24 protein-coding genes are annotated in these 24,139 nt (G+C 64.8%); 13 read left to right on the forward strand and 11 right to left on the reverse strand.

All coding sequences use genetic code 11. The features are described 5' to 3' along the window. The first annotated feature begins 43 nt into the window (after positions 1 to 43). Entirely contained in the window at positions 44 to 1,612 is a 1,569-nt protein-coding gene (locus tag WD767_09035; GenBank protein ID MEX2616227.1) for a hypothetical protein, read from the forward strand. Between the two features lie 103 nt (positions 1,613 to 1,715). Here the strand turns inward: WD767_09035 and WD767_09040 are convergent, their stop codons facing one another. Beyond that, on the reverse strand, positions 1,716 to 2,321 hold the full coding sequence (locus WD767_09040; GenBank protein MEX2616228.1) for an FMN-binding negative transcriptional regulator: 606 nt from the start codon (positions 2,319 to 2,321) through the stop codon (positions 1,716 to 1,718). 183 nt (positions 2,322 to 2,504) lie between these two features. Between WD767_09040 and WD767_09045 the strand changes: the two genes are divergently transcribed. From WD767_09045 to WD767_09070, 6 genes are all read left to right on the forward strand, one after another. Next, the gene (locus WD767_09045) at positions 2,505 to 2,789 is read left to right on the forward strand and encodes a GIY-YIG nuclease family protein (GenBank protein ID MEX2616229.1); all 285 of its coding nucleotides are present in this window, start codon (positions 2,505 to 2,507) and stop codon (positions 2,787 to 2,789) included. A gap of 68 nt (positions 2,790 to 2,857) precedes the next feature. Beyond that, positions 2,858 to 3,628 carry a uroporphyrinogen-III C-methyltransferase gene (cobA, locus tag WD767_09050; protein ID MEX2616230.1) on the forward strand — a complete coding sequence of 257 codons (771 nt, stop codon included), beginning with the start codon at positions 2,858 to 2,860 and terminating at the stop codon, positions 3,626 to 3,628. A 96-nt stretch (positions 3,629 to 3,724) separates the two neighbouring features. Next, on the forward strand, positions 3,725 to 4,546 hold the full coding sequence (locus WD767_09055; GenBank protein ID MEX2616231.1) for a sulfite exporter TauE/SafE family protein: 822 nt from the start codon (positions 3,725 to 3,727) through the stop codon (positions 4,544 to 4,546). A 107-nt stretch (positions 4,547 to 4,653) separates the two neighbouring features. Then, positions 4,654 to 5,598: a TauD/TfdA family dioxygenase gene (locus WD767_09060; protein MEX2616232.1), complete on the forward strand. Its 945-nt coding sequence runs from the start codon at positions 4,654 to 4,656 to the stop codon at positions 5,596 to 5,598. A gap of 152 nt (positions 5,599 to 5,750) precedes the next feature. After that, positions 5,751 to 6,950 (forward strand): acyl-CoA dehydrogenase family protein, encoded by a 1,200-nt coding sequence (locus WD767_09065; GenBank protein MEX2616233.1) that lies wholly within the window; start codon positions 5,751 to 5,753, stop codon positions 6,948 to 6,950. Positions 6,951 to 7,299: 349 nt separating this feature from the next. Then, positions 7,300 to 8,199, forward strand: coding sequence for a TauD/TfdA family dioxygenase (locus tag WD767_09070; protein ID MEX2616234.1), 900 nt, complete (start codon positions 7,300 to 7,302; stop codon positions 8,197 to 8,199). Here the strand turns inward: WD767_09070 and WD767_09075 are convergent. Further along, positions 8,189 to 9,064 carry a VOC family protein gene (locus WD767_09075; GenBank protein MEX2616235.1) on the reverse strand — a complete coding sequence of 292 codons (876 nt, stop codon included), beginning with the start codon at positions 9,062 to 9,064 and terminating at the stop codon, positions 8,189 to 8,191. The genes WD767_09070 and WD767_09075 overlap by 11 nt on opposite strands. A 159-nt stretch (positions 9,065 to 9,223) precedes the next feature. On the opposite strand from WD767_09075, the gene WD767_09080 reads away from it, so the two are divergent. Further along, positions 9,224 to 10,579: an aromatic ring-hydroxylating dioxygenase subunit alpha gene (locus WD767_09080; GenBank protein ID MEX2616236.1), complete on the forward strand. Its 1,356-nt coding sequence runs from the start codon at positions 9,224 to 9,226 to the stop codon at positions 10,577 to 10,579. 8 nt (positions 10,580 to 10,587) lie between these two features. Next, positions 10,588 to 11,124, forward strand: coding sequence for a 3-phenylpropionate/cinnamic acid dioxygenase subunit beta (locus WD767_09085; protein MEX2616237.1), 537 nt, complete (start codon positions 10,588 to 10,590; stop codon positions 11,122 to 11,124). Positions 11,125 to 11,154: 30 nt separating this feature from the next. On the opposite strand, the gene WD767_09090 is transcribed toward WD767_09085, so the two are convergent. Then, positions 11,155 to 12,060 carry a DMT family transporter gene (locus WD767_09090; GenBank protein ID MEX2616238.1) on the reverse strand — a complete coding sequence of 302 codons (906 nt, stop codon included), beginning with the start codon at positions 12,058 to 12,060 and terminating at the stop codon, positions 11,155 to 11,157. 169 nt (positions 12,061 to 12,229) lie between these two features. On the opposite strand from WD767_09090, the gene WD767_09095 reads away from it, so the two are divergent. Beyond that, a complete protein-coding gene (locus WD767_09095; GenBank protein MEX2616239.1) occupies positions 12,230 to 13,183 on the forward strand; it encodes a hypothetical protein in 954 nt (317 codons plus the stop codon). Next, a complete protein-coding gene (locus tag WD767_09100) occupies positions 13,176 to 15,209 on the forward strand; it encodes a CocE/NonD family hydrolase (GenBank protein MEX2616240.1) in 2,034 nt (677 codons plus the stop codon). The genes WD767_09095 and WD767_09100 overlap by 8 nt, the downstream gene beginning before the upstream one ends. Before the next feature lie 143 nt (positions 15,210 to 15,352). On the opposite strand, the gene WD767_09105 is transcribed toward WD767_09100, so the two are convergent. The 4 genes from WD767_09105 to WD767_09120 form a co-directional block, all read right to left on the reverse strand. Beyond that, positions 15,353 to 16,375, reverse strand: coding sequence for a D-alanine--D-alanine ligase (locus WD767_09105; protein MEX2616241.1), 1,023 nt, complete (start codon positions 16,373 to 16,375; stop codon positions 15,353 to 15,355). Between the two features lie 47 nt (positions 16,376 to 16,422). Further along, entirely contained in the window at positions 16,423 to 17,496 is a 1,074-nt protein-coding gene (gene arsB / locus WD767_09110; GenBank protein ID MEX2616242.1) for an ACR3 family arsenite efflux transporter, read from the reverse strand. Between the two features lie 152 nt (positions 17,497 to 17,648). Then, the gene (locus WD767_09115; protein MEX2616243.1) at positions 17,649 to 17,981 is read right to left on the reverse strand and encodes a metalloregulator ArsR/SmtB family transcription factor; all 333 of its coding nucleotides are present in this window, start codon (positions 17,979 to 17,981) and stop codon (positions 17,649 to 17,651) included. A gap of 93 nt (positions 17,982 to 18,074) precedes the next feature. After that, entirely contained in the window at positions 18,075 to 18,350 is a 276-nt protein-coding gene (locus WD767_09120) for a hypothetical protein (protein MEX2616244.1), read from the reverse strand. Positions 18,351 to 18,536: 186 nt separating this feature from the next. On the opposite strand from WD767_09120, the gene WD767_09125 reads away from it, so the two are divergent. Next, positions 18,537 to 19,685 (forward strand): OsmC family protein, encoded by a 1,149-nt coding sequence (locus WD767_09125; GenBank protein ID MEX2616245.1) that lies wholly within the window; start codon positions 18,537 to 18,539, stop codon positions 19,683 to 19,685. A 7-nt stretch (positions 19,686 to 19,692) separates the two neighbouring features. On the opposite strand, the gene WD767_09130 is transcribed toward WD767_09125, so the two are convergent. Genes WD767_09130 through WD767_09140 form a run of 3 tightly spaced genes read right to left on the reverse strand, consistent with a single transcriptional unit; the run spans position 19,693 to position 22,589 of the window. After that, the gene (locus WD767_09130) at positions 19,693 to 21,144 is read right to left on the reverse strand and encodes an SLC13 family permease (GenBank protein MEX2616246.1); all 1,452 of its coding nucleotides are present in this window, start codon (positions 21,142 to 21,144) and stop codon (positions 19,693 to 19,695) included. 22 nt (positions 21,145 to 21,166) lie between these two features. Then, positions 21,167 to 21,610, reverse strand: a complete 444-nt coding sequence (locus WD767_09135) for a cupin domain-containing protein (GenBank protein MEX2616247.1) — start codon at positions 21,608 to 21,610, stop codon at positions 21,167 to 21,169. Positions 21,611 to 21,662: 52 nt separating this feature from the next. Continuing rightward, positions 21,663 to 22,589: a glutaminase gene (locus WD767_09140; GenBank protein MEX2616248.1), complete on the reverse strand. Its 927-nt coding sequence runs from the start codon at positions 22,587 to 22,589 to the stop codon at positions 21,663 to 21,665. A gap of 151 nt (positions 22,590 to 22,740) precedes the next feature. Here WD767_09140 and WD767_09145 point away from each other — a divergent pair, with 151 nt between their 5' ends. Continuing rightward, the gene (locus tag WD767_09145; protein MEX2616249.1) at positions 22,741 to 23,478 is read left to right on the forward strand and encodes a peptidase; all 738 of its coding nucleotides are present in this window, start codon (positions 22,741 to 22,743) and stop codon (positions 23,476 to 23,478) included. A gap of 18 nt (positions 23,479 to 23,496) precedes the next feature. On the opposite strand, the gene WD767_09150 is transcribed toward WD767_09145, so the two are convergent. Further along, positions 23,497 to 24,135 carry a DUF6064 family protein gene (locus WD767_09150; protein MEX2616250.1) on the reverse strand — a complete coding sequence of 213 codons (639 nt, stop codon included), beginning with the start codon at positions 24,133 to 24,135 and terminating at the stop codon, positions 23,497 to 23,499. Positions 24,136 to 24,139: the final 4 nt, after the last annotated feature.

A 24,139-nucleotide genomic window follows, 5' to 3' on the forward strand; every position in this document is an offset into this window, starting at 1 on the left:
GGCGAATTCCGGCAGGAGAGCTGTTTCAGCGGGGACGTGTGGCATGGCGAGTGAATTTCTGGTGCTGACCGACAGGGGCGGGCGGCTGAGCGCGGTTTCCGACGATGCGGCGGCGACGGTTGGCCGGTCCGGCGGCGAGATACGGGCTGGCTCCCTGTTCTCCCTATTTACCGAAGAAAGCGGCGGGGCGGTGAGAGCGGCGCTTCGGATCGCGTCGCCCCGATCGGCGACGGCGGTCACGGGATTGAAAATACTGACCGGGTCGGATAACGAAGCGCTATTCGATATTTCGATCGAACCGGCCGGCTCTGACAGGTTCTGGGTCCGGTTCACCCCCGTGGCGCCGGCGGAAACCGGGCCGCTGGCGCGGGAGAACTTCCTGGAAGCTGTTTCCAGCCGGCTGGGCCTGCCCGGCGGCGACGACATGCGGCTGTTCATGATCGATTTCGACGGGTTGCGGGATGCCCGCCTGAGCCGCCGGCTGGGCGAGGACGCGGCCCGCAACGTGCGCGCCGGTATCGAGGCGGCGCTGGGCGCGGCCGGCGGGCCGGTCGGCCGGCTGGCCGTCAGCAGCTACGGCGTGCTGGCCGCGGCGGACCAGGACCAGGCGGAGATGGTGGCGTCGGCGGTCGAAGCGGCGGAACGGCTCGGCGTTTCGGCGCAGGATCTGGGGGCGCAGGCGCAATCCGTCGTGCTGGACGCGGTGGCGGCGGATCCGGGGAAACGGCGCGGGCTGCTGTCCCATCTCTGCCACAAGTTCTCCCAGACCGTCCGCCACGGCGCGGATTTCGGCAGCGACCGGCTGAGCGGGGTATCCGAAGAGATTACCCGGGCGGTCCGGCTGATCGAGACCGCGCTGGACCGGGACGATGTCGCCATCTATTGCCGGGAGGTCCGCATGCTGGCAACGGGCGAAGTGAAACTGGTGCTGGCCCATGGCGAACTGGTGTTCGGCGACGAAAGCGTGCTGGCCAGCCGCCTGCTGGTGCTGGCGGATCACCCGGAACTCTGCTGCCGCCATGACCGGGCGGTTGCCACGCTTGCGCTGGCGGCGCAGCCGGACCCCCGGACCACCGTGATCGTCGATATCCATCCGCCGACCCTCGAAACCGGCGCCGCCGTTGCTTTCGCGGCGGAGCAGGCCGGGCAGGGCCGCACCGTCGGGTTCCGCCCGCTGGGCATCGATACCGGCGCGACGCGGTCGCGCGCCATGCGCCAGCTGTATCGGCTGCTGCAGGATGGGTATCCCGTCTGGCTGGTCAATTTTTCGGCGGCCATCGCGAAAACCCGGCAGCTGCGCGGCGCCTATGTGGAGGTGTCGGCGACCTTCCTGCGCGATGTCAGCGCCATGCCGGATCGCAATGTCCTGCTGTCGCGGCTGCTGAAGGCCTGGAACGATGTGGAGGTCAGCCTCGTCGCCGTCAATGTGGATTCGAAGAACCTCGCCGCCTTCGTCGGCAAGCTGGGCGTCGCCTACGGTATCGGCATGGCGGCGGACCCGGCGGCGGATGCGCCGCAATCGACGCGCGACATGGCGGCCAGATCAGATCGTGCACGGCTGGAATCGCCGCCGGCGACCCGGCCAACACGTGACTCTGATCTGCCTTGTTGAAAATGGCCTCCATCAGGACGTCGTTGAATTCAATCGAATCCGCCAGGAACGGCGTGACAGTCATGGCGCCACGGCCGGACAACGGCGTAGAAGGCGGCGACGGCTATTCCCGGTTCCGCATCATCTCCGCGGTTCTGCGCCCGTCCGAATGGGGCGATTTCGCCAGCGCCTCGATCACATTGGCGCGGTCCCCGGCCGGCCGGTTCTGGCTCAGCTTGAACTTGCCCTCGATCCGCGCGATGGGGATGCGGAAATTGACGATGGCGCGGATCATGCCCGCTACATAGTCCGGGTTGCGGTCATCCAGCGACCAGGGCGCGTCGGCGCCGGATTCGAAGGCGTCAGCCAGCTTTTTCTGGTCGGCAAAGGCGGCGTCGGGATCGTCGATGATCTCCGGCGCGCCATAGACATGCACAGCGGTGTAGTTCCAGGTCGGCACCGCGTTTTCGGCCGCGTACCAGCGCGGCGAGACATAGGCGTGCGGTCCGGAAAAAACGCACAGCACCTCGCCGCCCCCTGCAAAAGCGCGCCAGTGCGGGTTGGCGCGCGCCATATGGGCGATCAGCGTATCCCCGTCCAGCAGGAAGGGCAGGTGGGTCGCATAGGGTGTGCCGTCTACCGCGCTGGTCAGGATGCCGAAACTGTTCTGCCGGATGAAATCCCGCAGGACCGCCGGATCGTCCTCGGCAAAATGTCGTGGTATGTACATGGTCGATTTCCTTCGATGCCGCGCTCGCAGAGCCGCCACAGGTGCTCCCTTTCAACGGGACAGACCAGATTTAGCATCGGTCCATCGGGCAGGACAGGACCGCATTGTAAAATTCGCGGCGGTCCAATTGACCCATGTCATGGGCCGCGCGCCGGTCTCTGGCTGAATGCGGCGAATCGGCCTATGCCTGCTGCGGCAAGCGCAGCGGGAAGGGTCGAACGGGTGGCGTCCTATGTTTATATCCTCGGCAGCGAGGGCCGGGGCGGGTACCGCACCTATGTCGGTTGGACGCTGGATCTCGACCGGCGGCTGGCGGCGCATAATGCGGGCCGCGGGGCGCGGTCGACGCGCGGGCGCGAATGGGTGCTGCTCTACGCCGAACGCTATCCGACGCGCAACGAAGCGATGCGCCGCGAATGGCATCTGAAGCGGGACCGGAATTTCCGCAAGCAGGTACAGAATTTCTGATATCCGCCGTCGCGGCGGCGCAGAAAATCTGCTGGCCCCGGGGCGGTCGTGTGTAGTATTCGCGCGCCATGAACAATCTTTCACACGAAGCACGGGTATTCCTGGTCGGCGCCGGCCCGGGCGATCCGGAACTGCTGACCCTGCGCGCCGCCCGGCTGCTGGGAGAGGCGGAAACCGTTGTCTATGACCGCCTGGTCTCGCCCGAAATTCTCGATCTCGTCGCCCCGGGCGCGACCCGGATATTCGCCGGCAAGGCCGCGCGCGACCATGTCTTGCCGCAGCAGGCCATCAACGAGCTGCTGGTGTCGCTGGCGCAGGACGGCAAGCGCGTGGTGCGGCTCAAGGGCGGCGACCCCTTCGTGTTCGGGCGCGGCAGCGAAGAGGCGCTCTATCTGGCCGAACACGGCATCGGGTTCGAAATCGTGCCGGGGATCAGCGCTTCGGCGGGCTGCGCCGCCTATGCCGGTATTCCGCTGACCCATCGCGGCGTCGCCAAGGGGGTGCATTTCGTTACCGGCCATACGCGCGGGACCGCCGATGACGACCTGGACTGGCCCCGGCTGGCCGACCCGGACACGACGCTGGTGATCTATATGGGCCTGTCGAAGATCGAGCGGATCTGCAACAGGCTGATCGGTGCGGGTCTGCCGGGCGACACGCCGGCGGCGGCGATAGAAAACGGCACCCTGCCGTCGCAGCGGGTGATCCTGTCCACGCTGTCGGACCTGCCCGGGCGGATCGCCCGGGAGGGCCTCGGCGCGCCGACCCTGTTCGTCATCGGCGCGGTGGTGGCGCTGGCCGACCGGCTGGGATGGCAGGTCGAAGGGCGGAACGGCTGAATTGCCGCCAACAGTGCGGGATGAGGCGCGGGAAATTGCTGTCGCCGTCCGGCGCGGCCCGGCGTAATCTGCCCGGACACAGCAGGGGACACTGACATGCCGACGGATATTCAGGTTTTTCTGCCGCTCGCCGGCGTACTTGTCGCGACAGGCTGCATCGCCGGGGTGCTGGCCGGGCTGCTCGGCGTCGGCGGCGGGATCGTGGTGGTGCCGGTGCTGTTCAGCATGCTGGGGCTGTTGGACATCGACATGTCGGTGCGGATGCATGTGGCCGTCGGCACGTCGCTGGCCAGCATCGTTCTGACCTCGCTCATTTCGGCGCTGGCGCATCACGGACGCGGCGCGGTCGATACGGCCGTGCTCCGATCCTGGGGCGGCTGGATTTTCGGCGGCGCAATCATGGGCACGCTGATCGCCGGTTCGGTCCGTGGGGCGACCCTGAGCGCGATTTTCGCGGCGGTCGCCATCTGCGTCGCGCTTTACATGGTGCTGACGCCACCGTCATTCCGCTTGCGCGACGGTCTGCCGAAAGGGATTGTCTCCTGGTTGTCCGGGTTTACCATCGGCGGGACGTCCGCGATGATGGGGATCGGCGGCGGCACGCTGTGCGTACCCTATTTCAACGCCTTCGGCTTTCCCGTGCACCGGGCCGTCGGCACCGCCGCGGCGATAGGTCTGGTGATCGCGCCGCCGGCGGCGCTGGGTTTCATCATCACGGGCTGGGGCATCAAGGCGCTGCCGTTCGCCAGCGTGGGTCATGTCAACCTGCTGGGGCTGGTCCTGATCGCGCCGTTCACGACGCTGACGGCGCCGCTGGGCGTGAAACTGGCGCATTTCCTGAGCCCGCGGGCGCTCAAGTTCGCCTTTGCGTTCTTCCTGTTCGCGACCGCCGGCCGCATGATATACGGTCTGCTCTAGGGCGACAGGGGTCGCCGGCGGCTCGACTTGCTGTCGTGGCGTCCTTGGCTGTAGCATCCCGGCAGCAACATATCGGCAAAAGCGAATAAGATGGAAGGAGACGGAAAATGTCGGCTGTCATGGAACAGGGTCAGGAAGCCGGGCGGAATGCCACCATCGAGGTGACGCCGGTGACGGTGCATACCGGCGCGGAAATTACCGGTGTCGACCTGAAACAGCCGATTTCGCCGCAGACGGTGGCGGAAATCCGCGCGGCGCTGGTGCAATGGAAGGTCGTTTTCTTCCGGGGCCAGCACCTGGATCATGCCCAGCATGTCGCCTTCACGCGGCAGTTCGGTGCGCCGACAATCGGCCATGTCGTCTTCGGCCATGACGACAGGTTCCCGGAAATCTATTCGGTCGCAAAGCACCGCAAGGCGCAGACCTTTACCGGCGCGCCGATGATACGGCCGTGGTCCGGCTGGCACACGGATATCACGGCGGCGATCAACCCGCCCGCCGCGTCGATCCTGCGCGGCGACATCGTGCCGCCGCATGCCGGCGACACGCAGTGGACCAACCTCGCCGCCGCCTATAACGGGCTGTCGGAAGTCATGCGCGGAATTGTGGACAATCTGAAGGGGCTGCACAGCTTTGCGCCGCCGCAGGGCGCGGCGGCCAGTCACGAATACGCGGAATCGGTAAAGAGCCGGACCCTGATCAGCGAACATCCCCTTGTGCGGGTGCACCCGGAATCGGGGGAGCGGGTCCTGTTCATCAGCCCGACCTTCCTGAAATCGATCATCGGCATGGCGCCGCGTGAAAGCCAGATGATGCTGGAGATGCTGTGGGAACACGCGGTTCGCCCGGAATACACGGTGCGGTTCCGCTGGAACAAGGGCGATATCGCCTTCTGGGATAACCGCTCGACGGCGCATCTGGCGCCCAGGGATGTGTTCGAGATTGACGACGACCGCCAGATGTACCGCACCACGCTGGTCGGCGACGTGCCGGTCGGCGTGGATGGCAGGTCGTCGGTTTCCGTCGAGGGCGTGCCGATCGAAGGTATCTGACCGAGCGGGGTTCGCGCTCCGCGCCGAACAGGGCGCGTGATGTATCGGAAGACCTGAAATCCGGCCGCCTGCACATCGTCGATGGAGCCGGTTGCCGTTCTGCGCGGCGGCGGTACAATATGCGGAAGACGCAGCGTGCAGGAGGCTGAACGATGGACATGACTTTCGGCGCGGCCGATCTCGCGTTCCGGGACGAAGTCCGGACGTTTCTGCGCGAAAACCTGCCGGAACCGGTGCGCCGGGTCGTGCGGCGGACGCCTTCCTACCTGTCGAAGGAGGCGATGGTCGACTGGCAGAAGACCCTGTACCGCAAGGGCTGGATCGCGCCGGGCTGGCCGCGGGAATATGGCGGGACCGGATGGAGCGCGGTGCAGAAATTCATCTATGGCGAGGAATACCAGGCCGCGGACTGCCCCAAGATCAGTTCCTTCGGCATCACCATGGTCGGGCCGGTGATCTACACCTTCGGCACCGACGCGCAAAAACAGCGCTACCTGCCGAAAATCCTGTCCAGCGACGAATTCTGGTGCCAGGGCTATTCGGAACCCGGGGCCGGGTCGGACCTCGCCTCGCTGCAGACCCGCGCGGTCCGCGACGGTGACGAATACGTCGTCAACGGCCAGAAGATCTGGACCTCGCAGGCGCACCGGGCCGACATGATTTTCTGTCTGGTGCGGACCGATCCGCATGTAAAGAAACAGGAAGGCATCAGCTTCCTGCTGATCGACATGAAAACGCCCGGCGTGACGGTAAAGCCGATCATCACGATGGACGGGATGCATTACCTGAACGAGGTTTTCTTCGACGATGTCCGGGTGCCGGTCGAAAACCGCATCGGCGAGGAAAACAAGGGGTGGACCTATGCGAAGTTCCTGCTGGGGCATGAACGCACGGGTATCGCCGGCGTCTCGAAATCGAAGCGGGTGGTGGAAAAGATCAGGGAAATCGCCGCGATGGAACGGTCGGAAGGCGGCGCCCTGATCGACAACGCGGAATATCGGGCGAAACTGTCGGCGGTCGAGGTCGATCTGATGGCGCTGGAAGTGACCAATCTGCGCATGATGGCGGCGATGAGCGCCGGGCGGCCGCCGGGCGCGGAATCGTCGACCCTGAAAATCCGCGGGACGCAGATCGAACAGGAACTGAACGAGCTTCTGGTCGAGGCGATGGCGTATTACGCATTGCCGTTCGGACCGGGCCAGGTGCGCCCGGACACCAATGAGGCGCCGGTCGGTCCGGATTACAGCGTCGGGATCATGAGCGAGAGAATCCTGCGCCGGGCCGCGTCGATTTATGGCGGATCGAACGAAATCCAGAAGAATATTATCGCCAAGGCCATTCTGGGACTCTGAAATCCCCCGCGGCTTCGTTATGCGCGCACCTGCCAAGGCCTTGCCAGATATTACAGTTTTCCTCCCCGCGTCATTTAATGGCCAGTTTTCGGATCGCTTTCCTTGACTGCGATGCATGCGGGAAAAAAATCCCCCAAATCCAGTATTTTATAGCGATTCAGATTATTTCCCCGCTTGTCCGGCAAAATGATCGCCCGTATTGTCTTCAGGCTTTCGTATGGGAATGGCGGGAAGAATAGGTGGGCGGCTGCCCCTTGAGCGGTCTGCCGTCAGTGAACTATTGCCTTCTCGAAGCGTTATTGTGATGAATCCGCCTCGGTTCAGGCGGAAATTCCGTGGGAGGAAAACGATGCCGCCGGTCATGGTTGCGGGTAAGCGCTGTTTCAATATCGCACCCCTCAGCGGTCCATTCGGAGCGCGGATAACGGGCCTGGACTTCACCAGATTTTCCGGCGAGGCGCTGTTCAAGGTAATTGAAGAGGCGCTGCTGGAGCACCAGGTGCTGGTTTTCCGCGACCTGGGGCTCGACGAACGGCAGCAGATCACCCTCAGCCGGTATTTCGGCGATATCCAGGAACATGTGCTGAGCCAGTATCGCGGTGTGGATCCCGGCATTTTCGTGATCAGCAACCTGGACAGGGATGGCCGGCCGACCGGGGAACATCCGGATCCGGGCGCGATGATCTGGCATACGGATGGATCATGGTCGCACCGCAGGGGCGCCATCACCATGCTGTATGCGTTGCAGATTCCCAGCGAAGGCGGCGATACGCTGTTCGCCGACATGTATACGGCCTATGACGATCTCGACAACGCCACAAGGACGCGCATCGCGAACATGACGGCCGTCCACGACCTGAACGATTCCCGGCGCCGTTCCGGGGCGCGCGTCCAGATGACGGCGGAGCAGCGCGCCGCCGCGCCGCCGGTCGAACATCCCATTGTCCGGGTCCATCCGGAAACGGGCCGTGCCGCGCTGTATCTTGGCGAACATGCCGCCTACGCCACCGGCATGCCCGAAGCGGAAGGCCGGGCGCTGGTCGCGGACCTGAACGAGCGCGCGACCGCGCCGCAACTGATCTACCGGCACCGCTGGCGGCGGCGCGACCTGGTCATGTGGGACAATCGCTGTGTGCTGCACCGCGCGACCCCCTTCGACACAGCCCATGAAAGCCGCGTCCTGCGCCGGACGACGGTGCTGGAACCGTTCATGGAGGAAGTCGCGCCGGCAATGGTCGCTAATCTCTGATCCAGCCGGGACCCCACAGGTTCAGCGAACGTTCCTCCAGCGGCCAGGTCCGGGGCGCCATTTCGCGCGGCAGGTTTTCCAGTTCGGCGGAAATTTCCACCTGGTTCCCGTGCGGGTCCCTGATCATGAAGAACAGGTTGTTGCCGGGGCCGTGGCGGCCCGGCCCCCACCACAGCCTGATGTTCCGCGACGCCATGTGGTCGGCCCAGTCGCGGATATCGTTCCAGGAATCGACTTCATAGGCATGGTGGTCGGAACGGACTTCCGAGGCGCTGAACACCGCGAAACTGTGATGTTCCGGGTCGGACCGGTAGAACGCGACCTTGCGCGTCGCCGGGTCGTCGACATCGGCGGCGCAGTAATCGGATGCGGCGTAACCCAGCACGTCCTCGTAAAATTGCATCATCGGCGCGAGGTTGTTCGTCGCGACAACGACATGCTGCAGCCGCCCCGAAAGCTTCAGCGCCGACGGCGTATTGACCGCTTTCCGTGACGGCAGGTCGCGGCGCGGCAGGCCGAAGACGCCGAGCCAGCCATCGGGGTCGCGTACCGCCACCGCGTCGGGTTCGAAAACGGTCGACGGCGAGGGTTCGGTGTTCAGCCCCTGTCCCTGGACGAAGTCGCGGATCTCCTCGAGCTGCCGGCGGCTCTGCACCCGGAAGCCGTGATAGGGCCGCTCGCCCGGCCTGCCGCCGCCGATGACGAGTCGCCGCCCGGGACCCTGCAGCAGGAAGGTATCGTCCTCGAAGGGCGACCGGTGAAAGCCGAACACGGTGGCGTAGTAATCGGCCAGCATCGCCGGGTCATCGGAATTGAGTCGAAGGTGATCCAGCTGCGCCGGCCAGATTGGTGATTCGATGCTCATGCTTCCGGCTCCCCCTGTAAGGTGGTGACAGTTGCATTCTATAGCGATCCGACGGCGGGGAAAATGCCGGATATTGCGGGATTGCGGCGCCTCTATTGCCGCCCGGCCCGCGGAATCGCTATGTTCGGGCATGCGAATGTGATGAGGGAGGCCATCGCAATGAGCGGCGGCGGCGCGCGGCGGTATACGGGCGGGCTGGTCAACCTGGACAAGGGCCGGATCAGCCGGGAAATTTTCACCGGGCAGGCCATCTATGACGACGAACTGGAGCGCATCTTCGCGCGCTCCTGGCTGTTTGTCGGCCATGAAAGCCATGTTCCGGAACCGGGTGACTACATGCTGGGCCGGATGGGCGAGGAATCGGTCATCTTCAACCGCGACCGGCATGGCAGGCTGCATGTCTTCCTCAACAACTGCCGCCATCGCGGCATGCGGGTCTGCCGTTACGACAGCGGCAATTCACGCAAATTCGCCTGCCCCTTCCACGCCTGGGTGTTTTCCGACGAGGGCGAACTGATCGGCGTGCCGAAGCTGGAAAGCGGCTATCACAACGAACTCGACCGGTCGCAATGGGGGCTGATCGAGGCGTGTGTCGCCAGCTATCACGGCTATGTCTTCGCCTGCTGGGACGAGGAAACGCCGGCATTCGAGGACTATCTGGGCGACCTGCGCTTCTATTTCGACGATTACTGCGAACTGCCCGACGGCACCCATGGCGACTGGGAAGCCTTTGGCGGCGTCTTCAAATGGAAAGTGCCGTGCAACTGGAAATTCGGCGCGGAGAATTTCGGCGGCGATTACTATCACAACCCCAGCCACGCCTCGGTCGATGCGGTGGTCCTGTCGCCCGCCGGCACCAGGGGCCGGCATACCTATGACACGGTGTCGAAAACGCGCGCGGTGCACAAGCTGAACATCCTGACGAAGGAAGGCCACAACGCCCGGGGCGAACTGTTCAAGGATGATTACGCCTACGTGCCCACCTATCAGGAAATGGCGGTGGTCGAGGATTACTTCCGCGACTGCTACGCGAAGCGACAGGCGAAGCTGGGCGAGAAGGCGCGCTGGTACGGGCATGGCGGCACGATCTTCCCGAATGTGTCCTACTCCAACGGGGTGCAGAGCATGGGCACCTGGCATCCTTCCGGTCCGCATGAAACCGAAATCTGGCGCATCTTCCTGGCGCCAAAATCGGCGCCGGACGAGGTCAAGAACGTGCTGCGCCATTATGTCATCCGTTACCAGGGGCCGTCGGGCCTGACCGAACAGGACGACATGGAAAACTGGAGCTCGGCGCATCAGGGCGCGCGCGGCACCATCGCGAAACGCCATGATTTCCATTACGGCATGGGCATGGGGCATGAGCGCAAGGGCTGGCCGGTATCCTGGCTGGGCGGCGAAATTTATGCGACCGAGGATGTCTCCGAACAGAACCAGCGCGCCTATTACGGTCGCTGGGCGCGCGACATGGACCGCCCCCCGTTCCAGCGCAAGCCGCTGCAGGCGGCGGAATAGCGCCGGTCATGGACGCGACGCCGGAGAGCGCCTTCCTGGCACAGGTCATCCTCCGCCACCGGGTGGAGCAGTTCTATATCGCGGAGGCCGACCTGCTGGATACGCGCCGGTTTCGCGAATGGCTTGCCCTTCTGGACGCGGATATCCGCTACTGGATGCCGGTCGCGAGCAATCGCGAAACGGGCAAATGGGACGGGGAATACACAAGGGAAGGCGCCGACCTGAACTGGTTCGACGAGGGCCGCTTCGAACTGGAGCAACGGGTCGAGCAGATCATGACCGGGCTGCACTGGGCGGAGGAGCCGGTTTCCCGCACCAGCCACATGATCGCCAATCTGCGCGTCGTGGAAGCGGATGACGGGCGTATCGACACGCATTGCCGTTTCTTCATCTATCGCAACCGCAACGAGACGGAGACGGACTTCTTTGTCGGCAAGCGCCATGACCGGCTGCGCCCCGATGGCGGCGGGTTCAAAATCGCGGCGCGCGAAATCTTCCTCGACCAGAGCGTCCTGCAGGCCAAGAACCTGACGCTGTTCTTCTGAAGCCGCCGGGCGGGGGATGGCGGAGGCCGCCTATGACCGGTTCTTTTCCTGGGCGCGGACGCGCTCGCGATAGGCGACATAAACGCCGCTGGCGACGATGATGGCGGCGCCGACCCAGGTCCAGCTGTCGGGGAAATCGCCGAAGAAGAAATAGCCCAGGACGGTCGCGCCGATGAGCTGCCCATAGGCGAAGGGAGCGGTGATCGCGGCGGGGGCGTATTGCAGCGCCTTGATGACCAGATACTGGACCGCGCCGCCAATGCCGCCCAGCAGGACGAACCCCAGCGCATGCAGCCATTCGCGCGGCGCTTCGAAATAGAACGGGACGACGGCGCTGGTAATCAGCGTCCCCGCCAGCGCGGTGTACAGGATCAGCGTGTCCGGCGCGTCGACCGCGACCAGCTTGCGGGTCAGGATCTGGTAGAAGGCGAAAGATGTCGCGGAGACCAGCACCAGCATTTCGCCGGTCGCGATCGACGCGCCGTCCGGGCGGATGATGATCAGCGCGCCGGCGAACCCCACCAGCACGGCGGCCCAGCGGCGCGGTCCGACCCGCTCGCCCAGCAGCGGCATGGACAGGGCGGTGACGATCAGCGGCGCGGTGAAGCTGACCGATGACGCGGTCGCCAGCGGGATCAGGGACAGCGCGACGATGTAACAGCCGTTGGAGGCGAACATGGTCACCGAGCGGGCGAATTGCACCAGGGGCCGGGTGGTGACAAAGACGCGCCAGCCCCGGCGCGGCATGAACAGCAGCAGCATGATCAGGAAATGCCCGGCGAACCGCGCCCAGACGACCTGTTGCAACGGGTATTCCGTGGCCAGCATCTTGGCGATCGTGTTCATGACCGGCATCAGCGCCACGGCGAGGCACATGAACAGGATTCCATGCAGCGTGTTCTGGCGCACGGCGGTAAAGGCGGCATAGGGCAGCATTTTCGGCACGCTTCGGTCAGACCTGCTGCGGGAGAAGGGGCCGGCCCCTTGTTTCAACATGGCGTTGCCGGGTCAAGCGATTTTGTGGTCGTTGCCCGCCGCCGCTGCGGGGGCTACAAATATCCGGCTGCCGTATTCCTTGAAACGCGGCGACAGAGTGGGGTGGCGAATGCCGATCCGGGAAGCCGATCCGTGGCGCATGCAGTATTTCGAGGGGGTGGACTGCCCCGAGGACGTCAATGTTCCGACCGAGGACGGCGACGCCTGGCTGTGGTATCCGGAATACAAATGGGTCTACAACAAACTGGAGATTTCCGAGAGTCAGGGCTTTGCCTGCGGTCCGCACGGGCTTGAGCCGCCGTCCTTTCCCGTCTTCTCCAAGCCGGTCTTCAACATGCGCGGCATGGGGACCGGCAGCCGCGTCATGCGCAACCTGACCGACTACAAGACGCATCAGAAACCCGGTCATTTCTGGACGACCCTGCTGGAAGGCGAGCATGTTTCGACCGATGTCGCGGTGGTCGATGGCGAGGCGAAATGGTGGCGCCACACCACCGGCGAGCCGCTCAAGGGCGGGATGTTCGATTACTGGACCGTGCTGGCCGACAGCAAGCCGGAGATCGAGGAATATTGCGGGGACTGGCTGCGCAGGAACCTGACGGGCTATACCGGCATGGCCAATTTCGAAACCATCGGCGCGCGGATCATCGAGGCGCATCTGCGCTTCGCCGACCAGTGGCCGGACCTGTACGGCGGCCATCCCTGGGTCGATGCGCTGGTCCGGCTGTACCGCGACGGCGTGTGGCAATACGACGATTCAGCGCGCCGCGAAGGGTACAGCGTCGTGCTGTTCGGCGCGCATAACGTCCAGTACCACCATCCGCCGCGGGACCTGATCGACGACATCCGCGCCATGCCGGACGTTACCAGCGTGCAGGTAACCTTTCATGAGGACCGCCCGCCAGCCTGGCATTCCATGCCGCCGGGCGGTTTCCGGCTTGGCATCGTGAACTGCTGGAACCTCGAGGCCGGCATGCGGGCGCGCGAGCGGCTGGCGCTCAGCTACTGGTCGACCCAGGAATTGCGTTCCGCGCGCCGACGCCGGCCGGCCGTGGATGGCTGACCGGTATCCGCCGATGGACCTGTCCACGATCGAGGAAATCGAGAACATCTGGATTCCGATGCCGGACGGCACGAAGCTCGCCGCCCGGCTGTGGCTGCCGAAAGGACAGGGGCCGGCTCCCGCCCTGCTCGAATACCTGCCCTACCGCAAGCGCGACTTCATGCGGCTGCGCGACGAACCGATGCACCGGTATTACGCCCTGCACGGCTATGCCAGTATCCGCGTCGACCTGCGCGGCACCGGCGATTCCGAGGGTGTGCTGCATGACGAATACACCGCCCAGGAACATGAGGACGCGGTTGCCGTGATCGCCTGGCTGGCGGCGCAGGAATGGTGTTCGGGCGCCGTCGGCATGACCGGGATATCCTGGGGCGGATTCAACGCGCTGCAGGTCGCGGCCCTGCGGCCGCCGGCGCTGAAGGCGATCATCACGCTCTGCGCCGCCGATGACCGCTATGCCGACGACGCGCATTACAAGGGCGGCTGCCTTTTGAACGAGAACATGCAATGGGGTTCCGTTTTCATGCATTACAACGCGCTGCCGCCGGATCCGCAGATCGTCGGCGACCGCTGGCGCGACATGTGGCGCGGCCGGATTGCCGCGTTGCAGCCGTTCCCGGCGGTCTGGATGGGGCACCCGTGGCGCGACGAATTCTGGAAACACGGCTCGGTCTGCGAGGATTTCGCCGCGGTGTCCTGTCCCGTCTACGCCATCGGCGGTTGGGCGGACGGCTATACCAATGCGGTGTCGCAACTGCTGGAAGGCCTGCCGGGCCCGCGCAAGGGGCTGATCGGCCCGTGGTCGCACGCCTTTCCGCATGACTCGGTTCCCGGCCCCTCCATCGGCTATCTGCAGGAAGCGGTGCGCTGGTGGGATCACTGGCTGAAGGGCATTGACGACGGAATCATGGACGAACCGATGCTGCGGGTCTGGGTCCAGGACAGCCTGCCGCCGCAGCCGCAATACGAGACCCGGCCCGGCCGCTGGGTCGCGGAGGCGGACTGGCCCGACGCGAAGGCGGCGACCCGCCGTTACCATCTCGGCTGGGGTCACCTGTCCGAGGCGGAGCACGAGACGCACGAGGTCAGCTTCAGTTCGCCGCATACCATGGGCGTGCGGGGCGGCGAATGGTGCGGTTTCGGGTCGGATGGCGAAGCGCCACGCGACCAGCGCTCGGACGATGGCGGCTCGCAATTGTTCGACAGCGATCCGCTGGCGGCGGATATCGACCTGTTCGGCGCGCCGGAACTCACCCTCGATATCAAATCGGACAAGCCCGTGGCCTTTCTCGTCGCGCGGCTGTGCGACGTGCATCCCGATGGCACGTCCGGGCGAATATCCTTTGGCATCCTCAACCTGACCCATCGCGACAGCCACGAATTCCCGTCGCCGCTGGAACCGGGGACATGGTACCGCGTCACGCTGAAGCTGGATGACCTGGGGCAGGCCGTCCCGGCCGGGCACCGGCTGCGGCTGGCCCTGTCCACGGGGTACTGGCCGATGATCTGGCCGGCGCCGGAAACGGCGATCCTGACCGTGCGGACGGGGACCGGGTTTCTCGATCTTCCGGTCCGGCCGGATCGTGATGACGATGCCGGATTACGGCCGTTTGGGGAGCCTGTTGCCGCGCCGGGCGCGCAGCAGAAGAAGCTGTCCCATATGGACATGCGCCGGCGGGTCGAGATCGACCTGACCACGAACGAGATGGTCTATACGCTGCGCGGCGATGGCGGTGAACTGGGCGGCGCGGCGCTGGCCCGGCTTGAGGATATCGACCTCGACATCGGCTTCACGATGATGAAGCGCTACCGGATCGTCGAGGACGATCCGCTGTCGGCGCAGACGGAACTGGTGCAGAGCGCCACCCTGCGGCGCGACGACTGGTCGATCCGGGTGGACTGCCGCACGCGGCTGTCCGTAACCGCGGATGCCTTCCAGTTTTCCGGCGATGTGGAGGCTTTCGACGGCGGCGCGCCGTTCGAATCACGGCACTGGACAGTGGCGATTCCCCGCAAGCTATTGTGACGCGCGGCACAGATCAGATCGTATCTGGTTGGATCGCCAGAGGCGATTCAACCAAATACGTGAATCTGATCTATCTTATTGAAGATATAGCACCTTCACAGGATAGAATGGAACCTGATGCGGTTCCATTCTATCCTGATGTGCTATAGCCGGGTGATGGCGGCGTCGACGATCATTTCCAGCATATGCGGGTAGGCGATTCCGGCGAAGGACGCCATGAAGGCGAGCTTGCCGTCATTCGCCCAGGCCGGGTTGGGGTTGACCTCCATCAGCTTCGGCCGCCCGTCGTCGGCGCAGCGGAAATCGAACCGCCCGTAATCCTGCAGGCCCAGCCGTCCGAACAGCGTGCCGGCCCAGCCGGTCAGCCGCGCGGCGGTGGCCGCATCGATAGCGGCCCTGCGGAAGGCGATCTTCGTCCAGTAGGGCGAATCCGGGTCGGCCTTCGATTCGAAGGATAGGATCGGGTTCAGCCCGGCGGGCAGTTGGGAGAAGTCCACTTCCAGCGGCGGCAGCGCGGTCAGGGTATCCGCCGGATTGCCGATCAATCCGACGCCGTATTCCGGTCCCGGCAGGTATTCCTGCCACAGCACGTCGTGCCCTGGGAGGGTATCGTGCAGGAAGGCGAGGTAACGGCGCGCCTCGTCGTCGTTTCGGACCACCGCGTCTTTGGTGATGCCGACGCTGCCATCGGCGGTATTCGGTTTCAGCAGCGCCGGATAGAATCCGGGCAGCGTCTGGAAACCCTTTTCGGCCGGCATCCAGGCTTCGCGCGGCACCTCGATGCCGATTGCCTCCGCAAGCAGGCGGACGACCTGTTTGTCGAAGCACAGCACCATCGCCTGCGGCGAGGCGCCCGTATAGGGAATGCCGTGGAGCTCCAGCCAGGCCGGCAGGTTCAGTTCCCGCGTCGGCCGGTTGTTGACGCCGGTGTCGCAGAAGTTGACCACCAGGTCGGGCCGGTCGGCCGTCAGCCGCTCGAACAGCCCGTCATGGTCGTTGTACACGGTAATGCAAAACCGGTTCAGGCTTTCCAGCGCCGCGACCATGGCGGCATGCGCGGCGAGGTCTTCGGGCCCGTAGGCGGCGCCCAGCTTGGTCGGGTCGCTGGCCTTGTGATCGCCGGTGATGACGGCGAGTTTCCGGAACGATGCGGGATCCTTCTGCATGGCGCGACAATACCGGCGCGCCGCCGCATGTACAGCGGGGAATCCGGTCAACTGCCGGGAAAATGTGCCCGTGTGCGGTTGGCGAAGGCGACCAGCGACAGCATGACCGGCACCTCGACCAGCACGCCGACGACGGTGGTCAGCGCCGCGCCCGAGGACAGGCCGAACAGGCTGATCGCGACCGCCACCGCCAGTTCGAAGAAGTTCGACGTGCCGATCAGGGCGCAGGGCGCCGCCACGTTGAACGGCACCTTCCACAGATAGGCCGCGCCATAGGCGATGACGAAGATACCGTAGGACTGGATGATCAGCGGCGCGGCGATCAGCGCGATCAGCACCGGCCGGTCGAGGATGACCTGCCCCTGGAATCCGAACAGCAGCACCACCGTGGCCAGCAGCCCGGAAACCGATACCGGCTTGATCGTCCCGGTGAATTTCTCCACCGCCGCGGCGCCGGATTCGCCCCGCGCCGCATGGCTGACCAGCCAGCGCCGGGTGACGATACCGGCGGCAAGCGGGATGACGACATAGAGACCGACCGACAGCAGCAGCGTTTCCCAGGGCACCACAATGCTGGTGACGCCCAGCAGCAGCGCGACCAGGGGCGCGAAGGCGAAGATCATGATGACGTCGTTCAGCGACACCTGGACCAGCGTGTAGGTGGCATCGCCACGCGTGAGCTGCGACCACACGAAAACCATCGCCGTACAGGGGGCCGCGCCCAGCAGGATCAGCCCGGCGATATACTGTTCCGCGTCGGCGGGGGCGATCAGGTCGGCGAACAGGATTTCGAAGAACAGCACGCCCAGCGCCGCCATGGTGAAGGGCTTGACCAGCCAGTTGACCAGAATGGTGATGACCATCCCCTTGGGCCGGTCGCCGATGCTGCGCAGGCTGGCGAAGTCGACATTCACCATCATCGGATAGACCATCGCCCAGATCAGCACCGCGACCACCAGGTTGACCGAGGCGTATTCCAGCTTCGCCAGCACATCGAACAATCCGGGCACGAGACTGCCCAGCCCGATCCCGGCGGCGATGCACAGGGCGACCCAGACCGACAGCCATTTTTCAAAGAATCCGATGCCGGCCGGCGCGGCGGCTGTCATATTTGTAGTCATATGCGGTGTGCTTTCCCTGGGCAGGTGGCGGTCAGGCGGGCGCGCCGGGTCGGGCGAATTCTTCCCGGTGCGTCGGGCGCGGGTCGGTGGCGGCGTTTCGGTCGCCGAGAAACAGGACGATTATCGATTCAATATTCATGTGTCGGGTTTTTTCAGCAAGAAGTGACGATATCGCGCAGCAACGGGGCGCACAGTTCAGGCTGCCCCCCGCAGCAGTCTTCCATCAGAAACCGCAGCAATGCCCTCATGCTGTCCAGGTCGGCAAAATAGCGGATGCTCCGCCCTTCCCGGACGCCCCGGATCAGGCCGGCGCGCTCCAGAATGCCCAGATTGGCGGACATCGTATTCTGGCGCACCCCCAGCCGTTCGGCGATGTCACCGGCGCACAGTCCTTCGGGTTCGGCCTTCATCAACAGTCGGAAGACATCCAGCCGGGTTCCCTGCGACAGCGCGGACAGCGCATCGAGGGTCTGCGTTTTATCCATATATCCAGAAAACACGATATATGGATGCATTGTCAAGCGACGTTTTTATGCCGGCGGCTCCGGCGAGCCGCCGGCCAACCGGGGCCGTCCCGGTCAGTAATCCTGCAGGTCGTCGGTTGCGATGGTTATCGGCGTGCCCGGCGTGGCGTCAATGGCGGCATGCTTTTCCGCGGCAAGGCGTTCCAGTTCCGCCTTGTTGTCCATCAGCAGGCCCCAGTATTCATGGAAATCGCCGGACGCGGTGGCGTTGTAGCGGCGCTCGAACACTTCCCGGTCAATCGTGACCCTGTAGCGGCGCAGATCGTGTTTTGCGTAAAGCGAGAGTTCTTCGTCGCTGAATGAATACTCGCCATCGGTGAGAAATTTCATCGGTGCTGTCCCTTTCCTAAAGTTCGATTGCCGGCCGAGCGGTACGGCATCACCGGTATGAACGGACGGTTGCCCGGCACGGTTCCCCGAATATCCGGCTGCGGCGCCGCCATTTATTCATCGGGTCGATGCGTATAATCTTTTCCGCAACAAAGTCGCCGCGCCTGATCCCGGGGAGAAATCGCCGTGCCATTCGACAAAGCTTCCGATGAATTTCTGCAGGAGACCGGGCCGCTGGCGATAGACGCGGCGGCCGCCTGCGCCGGCCTGGAACCACCGCCCGACGGATTCGAACGGATCTGGGCCGCCTTCGACCCGCTGGAGGTGATGCAGAAACGCGGGCAGGTTTTCCGCCCGGCTGCGGATGAGGCCTGGCAACTGCTCTGCGACGAGGGGCCGGGGCTGGGCGGCACCGACTGGGCGCCGCCGCCGCTGGCCTGGTTCGCCGCCGGGATGGCGTGTTCCGTTGCCGGGGCTGTCGCCGAGAAAGCCGCCGCACAGGGCATTCCCGCGTCGGCGCTGTCGGTCGACATGACCAATCACTACAGCCTCAGCGGCTCGATCCTGCAAGGGACGATGGAAGGCACGGGGCTGAACCCCGATGTCGCGGTTTCGATCAGGGACCTGCCGAAGCGGGCGGTCTCCGCGCTGGCGCTGGAGGCGGTATCCGGGTCGCTGGCCGGCTACCTGATGCGCAGCGCCTTCATAAGCGAGTTCAGCCTGGTATCGCACGGCGCGCCGGTACCGCTGGACCCGCCCGGCTGCGGACTTGCGGTCGGCATCGATGTCCTGCCCGCCGCGCCGCTGTCGGCGGTCGGCACCTCCTGCATCGTCAAGAGCGGGTTGCGGCCGGACGATCCGACATTCGTCCAGACCGGCGGTTCGGGGCTGGATGCGGTGCAGAACCGCCGCAACCGGGTATCCGCCACCGCGCGGGTCACGGCGGACGGCGCGATTGTCGGCGAAACCGGCATCGCGCGGCCGAAAGCCGGGGTTTTCGCCTGGCGGGGGTCCTCCGATGCGGGGTCGCCCACCGCGCCGTCCAGCGCCGTGCTGCTTGCCGCCGGAATCGGATTCTGTTTCATGACCCAGCTTGGCCGCTATGCGGCGGCAATGAAACGCCCGGTGCACGACTACCGCATGATCCAGGCCATCGACATTCCCCTGCCCGGCGCCGCGCCGGAAGCAGCGCCGGTCATCGGCACCGTGCTGTATCTGAACCCGGACGAACCGGATCCGGAATACGCCCGCGATGTCATGCATTCCGCCAAACGCACCTGCTTCCTGCATTCGACATTGCAGAGCGAACTGCGCTGCCGGGTGACGGCGGCATAGGAATCGATCAGACGTTGAATTCCCCCAGCAGCCACCACCAGGCGAAGTCGAGCGGCAGGATGACGGCGACGGTGATGGCGGACAGGACGAGGCACAGCTTCAACCCGTCCTTCAGCGCCGCCCCGCCGATCAGCATGGCGATCATCATCGGCGGCGACTGGTAGGGCACGAATACCGTGGCGAAGACCGGCACCTGCAGGTTCAGCAGCGTATCGATGGACAGTCCGCTGGCCTGGGCGAATTCGCCCGCGACCGGCGTCAGCACGGCGGGCAGGCCGGGCAGGGTGGTCAGCAGCCCGATCCCGGCATAGATCGCGGCGACCAGCGGGATATTGGCAATCGGGTTGTCCGGCGTCATCTCGGCGAGGTCGAGCAGCCCGCGCCCGGCCCAGGCGCCAAGCCCGCTTTGCGCGATTACCGCGCTGAGGCTGAGGAACCCGGCGACGTAGAGCAGCGGCCCGATGGCCAGGCCCTGCTGCAGCTCCTTCGACGACACCAGCCCCGATTGCGGCAGCAGGCAGGCCAGCCCCGCGCCGAGGCAGATCCAGGCCGGCGAAATACCGTGCCAGAAATCGGTCGCGAACAGCGACAGCATCAACGCCAGCAGGAAGACGAGGCGGCCCTCGCCGGAGGACAGCCGCCCATGTCCGGCGGTGGTGGCGGCCGGCTGCGACGCCACGGTATCGGGGAACAGGCGGCAGATCAGCCAGATCAACACCGCCCCCTTGACCAGCCCCAGCACCGGGAAATGCAGCAGAAAATATGAGCCGTATTGCAGCTTTATCCCGTACAGCGCGTCGGCGGCGCCCAGCAGCACCGTGTTCGGCACATTGGCCGGCAGGATCGCGGTGGAGGGCAGGTAGCTGCCCATCGCCGTGGCCATGATCAGGCCGGTGCGGCCCGTGCGCCCCGGGGTGAAGCCGAGCCGGTCCGCCAGCCCCATGACGATGGGCACCAGCAGCAGCACCCGTCCCATGGTCGAGGGCATCAGGAAGGCGAGACTGACCGAGGCGACCACGACCATGGCGATGAAATAGCGGTAGCCGCCGCTCGCCCGGCCGAAGAACAGCCGCCCCAGCCTGGGGCCAAGCCCCGTGGTGCGGATGGCGATCCCGACAATGGCGCCGCCCAGCACCAGCCACCATGTCGGCGTGGCGAAGCCGGCGAAGACAGTCGTCGGCGCGGCGATATGGAACAGCATGGCGGCGAGGAAGAACAGCAGCGTCGTCAACGGTTCCGGCAGCAGGTTCATCGCCCAGGACGCGATGGTGAACACCACCAGGATTCCGGTGCGCACACTGTCCGGGCTGGCCCCTTCGGGCAGCGGTACGAAGTCGACGGCGACGAGCGCCGTAACGAGGCCGAGGATCAGCAGCGGAATACCGGCCCCGCGCAGCGCCGCGACCGCCCGGGTGCGCGGTGCGGGGGCGCCGCCGGGCGCTGGTGTGGCGGATGTCACGCGGTGCTCCCGTCGGTCGCGCCTAATGGTCCAGATCGTGTTCTTCGGGCGTTTCGGGGCGGGCGAGATTCATGCGCCCCTCATAGAGCGGCCGCGCACCGGTATTGGGCCCGGGATACTGTACGAACAGCACCGTGCCGCCGGTTTCGGTATACATCTCGTCCTCGAAATGCGGGTCGTCCATGCAGACCAGCGTGCCGGGTCCATAGGTCTTTTCACCCATGCGGAAGGTGCCGTCGATGATGTACCAGACCTGCGCGAATTCATGCTTGTGGAAGGGAAATCCCGCTCCCGGTTCGTAATGCAGGAACCCGGCATTCGGCCGCGTCGGATGCGCTTCGGAGGGGTGGAACAGGAACTTGGTGCGGTTTTTGAACCGGCCCATTTCCCAATCCATGTCGTCCGGATGGCGGAATTCCGGCGCCCTATGGGTTTCAGAGGCGGCGGTGGCGGATTTGGTGGTCATCGGGTGCCCTCCTGTTTCGGACGTCGTTGTGTAGTGCGATTCTACCGTCTGGTCAGAAAACCGACCACCCCGTCAGCAGGGCCAGCCGTTCCAGCGCCAGCGAGCCGACCAGCGAGTTGCCGACCGCGTTGAGCCCTGGCGACCAGACCGCGACGGAGGCGCGGTGCGGGGCGACGCAGAGGATGCCGCCGCCGACGCCGCTCTTGCCCGGCAGGCCCACATGGAAGGCGAAGTCGCCCGAGGCGTCGTAATGGCCGCAGGTCATCATGACCGCATTGATGCGCCGCGCCCGTGCTTCCTTGACGACCTGCTCGCCGGAAATCGGGTCGCGGCCGCTGCCGGCCAGGAACAGCCCGGCGCGGGCCAGCTGGACGCAGTTCATGGTGATGGCGCATTGATGGAAATAGGTGGTCAGGACATCGTAGACCGGGCTGTTCAGATTGCCGAAGGCGCGCATGAAATAGGCCATGGCGGTATTGCGGTGCCCGGTATCCGCTTCCGATCGGGCGACTTCCTGGTCGATCTGCACCGACCGGTCGTCGGCGCGGGCGCGCAGGAATTCCAGGATTTCGGTGATCGCCAGTTTCGGGTCGCGCTGGTTCAAAATCACGTCCGCGACGACAATGGCGCCGGGATTGATCAGCGGATTGCGCGGAATGCCGTGTTCGTGCTCCAGCTGGACGATGGAATTGAAGGCGGAGCCGGAAGGCTCCCGCCCGACCCGCTGCCACAACGCTTCCCCGACCCTTTCAAGCGCAATGGTCAGGGCGAAGACCTTGGACACGCTCTGGATGGAAAAGGGTTCCTCGGCGTCGCCGGCGGTGATGGTTTCGCCGTCGCAGGTGGTGACCGCGATGCCGAATTTCCGGGGATCGACGCGGGACAACGCGGGAATGTAATCGGCGACGCGGCCGGAACCGATATGCGATTCCATGTCCGCGCGGACAGTTGCGACGATTTCCGCCAGATTCGTGGTCACGGGAGTCTCCTTGAGGGAAAGAAAAATATTTGCTGTATCGGGCACCAATTTCGCTTGTGCGGCGCTTTTGCATCGTATCGAATTCCGCCCATAAATTAGCCACATCGTTAATACGATTTTCTTAACAGGGTTAGCCCAAAAGGAACGCAAAATGACCTATTGTCTTGGAGTGTATCTGGATGACGGGTTGGTTATGGCTTCGGATTCCCGCACGAATGCCGGTGTCGACCAGATCGCCAAGGTCCGGAAAATGTCGATTTTCGAACAGCCGGGGAAGCGGGTGATCGCGATCCTGTCCGCGGGCAACCTGGGGACGACCCAGGCCGTGATCACCCTGCTGCGGGAAAACCTGAACAAACCCGATTCGGGCCGGGACCTGTTTTCCGCGCAAACCATGTTCGAAGTCGCGCGCATGGTCGGCGGCCAGATGCGCGATGTGCTGCAGCATGACGGCGAATTCGTCCGGATGCATGGCGATCCGAACGCCACGTTTCTTGTCGGCGGTCAGATCCTGGGCGAGGCGCATCGCCTGTTCCAGATCTATTCGGCCGGAAACTTCATCGAGGCCTCGTCGCGTTCGCAACTGCTGCAAATCGGTGAAACGAAATACGGCAAGCCGATTCTCGACCGGGCAATCTGCGACAAGACCTCGCTGGATACGGCGGCGAAACTGGCGCTGCTGTCCTATGACGCGACGATTCGAAGCAATCTGTCCGTCGAAGGGCCGATCGATCTGCTGCGTTACAGGAAGGACAGTTTTTCGGCGGAAAACCTGTCCAAATACCGCCGCGACGATCCCTACTGGGTCAGCCTCCGCGACGGATACAGCGATGGCCTGATGTCCGTGATCGCCGCACTGCCAAACCCGCCGGAACAGGGCAGAAAGTAGTCGTGGCGGCCGGCCGGTTTATCCGGCGCGCCGGTTTTTCGCGATGATCAGCACCAGCGCCAAAATCGCCGCCGGCAGCATGACGTAATCCTCGGGAAGTCCGATCAGGATTGCCGAAATGCCGCTGGCGGCCGCCAGCCCCAGGGGCAGAATCGCCAGCAGAAGGGGCGTCCGGTTCTTCGCGACCAGCAGGAGCCCAAGGGTGAACAGGAGCGTTGAATCGGGCGCCAGGCCGACGACCGGCGCCGATTTCAGCGCCACCCCGGTTGCGACCGCTGTCGCCGGGTAGGCGAACAGGCCGTACAGCATGAACCCGATCCCGACATTCGCATGAACGCTTCGTTCGTATTGCAGCGCGAGGGCGTTTTGGAGGGTGCCGAAAACGAGCAGCAAGGCGCTCTGCAGGACGAACGCCGCGGCGGCGATCCACGCCGCCCAGCTCAGCGCCACGATGTAGCTGCCGTAGTAGACAATGCCGATCCAGAACCAGCCGGCGGCCATCAATCCGCAAATCAGGCGGCTGCCGGTCGGCCGGTACCGGCGGACCATGTCGACCATGGCGCAGCCCAACAGGAAGGCGATGATCTGGCTGGGTTGCATGGCCGCGCCATAGCGTTCGACGACGTTCAGGAAAACGTCCCTGGAGAACGGGATCATCGGC

It is taken from the genome of Alphaproteobacteria bacterium, assembly GCA_040905865.1.
Classification (GTDB): Bacteria; Pseudomonadota; Alphaproteobacteria; order UBA8366.

Coding starts and splice junctions, on each gene's coding strand:
- WD767_09035 (MEX2616227.1), top strand. CDS start 44: ATGGCGAGTGAATTTCTGGTGCTGACCGACAGGGGCGGGCGGCTGAGC.
- WD767_09040 (MEX2616228.1), bottom strand. CDS start 2,321: ATGTACATACCACGACATTTTGCCGAGGACGATCCGGCGGTCCTGCGG.
- WD767_09045 (MEX2616229.1), top strand. CDS start 2,505: ATGCCTGCTGCGGCAAGCGCAGCGGGAAGGGTCGAACGGGTGGCGTCC.
- cobA (MEX2616230.1), top strand. CDS start 2,858: ATGAACAATCTTTCACACGAAGCACGGGTATTCCTGGTCGGCGCCGGC.
- WD767_09055 (MEX2616231.1), top strand. CDS start 3,725: ATGCCGACGGATATTCAGGTTTTTCTGCCGCTCGCCGGCGTACTTGTC.
- WD767_09060 (MEX2616232.1), top strand. CDS start 4,654: ATGTCGGCTGTCATGGAACAGGGTCAGGAAGCCGGGCGGAATGCCACC.
- WD767_09065 (MEX2616233.1), top strand. CDS start 5,751: ATGGACATGACTTTCGGCGCGGCCGATCTCGCGTTCCGGGACGAAGTC.
- WD767_09070 (MEX2616234.1), top strand. CDS start 7,300: ATGCCGCCGGTCATGGTTGCGGGTAAGCGCTGTTTCAATATCGCACCC.
- WD767_09075 (MEX2616235.1), bottom strand. CDS start 9,064: ATGAGCATCGAATCACCAATCTGGCCGGCGCAGCTGGATCACCTTCGA.
- WD767_09080 (MEX2616236.1), top strand. CDS start 9,224: ATGAGCGGCGGCGGCGCGCGGCGGTATACGGGCGGGCTGGTCAACCTG.
- WD767_09085 (MEX2616237.1), top strand. CDS start 10,588: ATGGACGCGACGCCGGAGAGCGCCTTCCTGGCACAGGTCATCCTCCGC.
- WD767_09090 (MEX2616238.1), bottom strand. CDS start 12,060: ATGCTGCCCTATGCCGCCTTTACCGCCGTGCGCCAGAACACGCTGCAT.
- WD767_09095 (MEX2616239.1), top strand. CDS start 12,230: ATGCCGATCCGGGAAGCCGATCCGTGGCGCATGCAGTATTTCGAGGGG.
- WD767_09100 (MEX2616240.1), top strand. CDS start 13,176: ATGGCTGACCGGTATCCGCCGATGGACCTGTCCACGATCGAGGAAATC.
- WD767_09105 (MEX2616241.1), bottom strand. CDS start 16,375: ATGCAGAAGGATCCCGCATCGTTCCGGAAACTCGCCGTCATCACCGGC.
- arsB (MEX2616242.1), bottom strand. CDS start 17,496: ATGACTACAAATATGACAGCCGCCGCGCCGGCCGGCATCGGATTCTTT.
- WD767_09115 (MEX2616243.1), bottom strand. CDS start 17,981: ATGGATAAAACGCAGACCCTCGATGCGCTGTCCGCGCTGTCGCAGGGA.
- WD767_09120 (MEX2616244.1), bottom strand. CDS start 18,350: ATGAAATTTCTCACCGATGGCGAGTATTCATTCAGCGACGAAGAACTC.
- WD767_09135 (MEX2616247.1), bottom strand. CDS start 21,610: ATGACCACCAAATCCGCCACCGCCGCCTCTGAAACCCATAGGGCGCCG.
- WD767_09145 (MEX2616249.1), top strand. CDS start 22,741: ATGACCTATTGTCTTGGAGTGTATCTGGATGACGGGTTGGTTATGGCT.
- WD767_09150 (MEX2616250.1), bottom strand. CDS start 24,135: ATGATCCCGTTCTCCAGGGACGTTTTCCTGAACGTCGTCGAACGCTAT.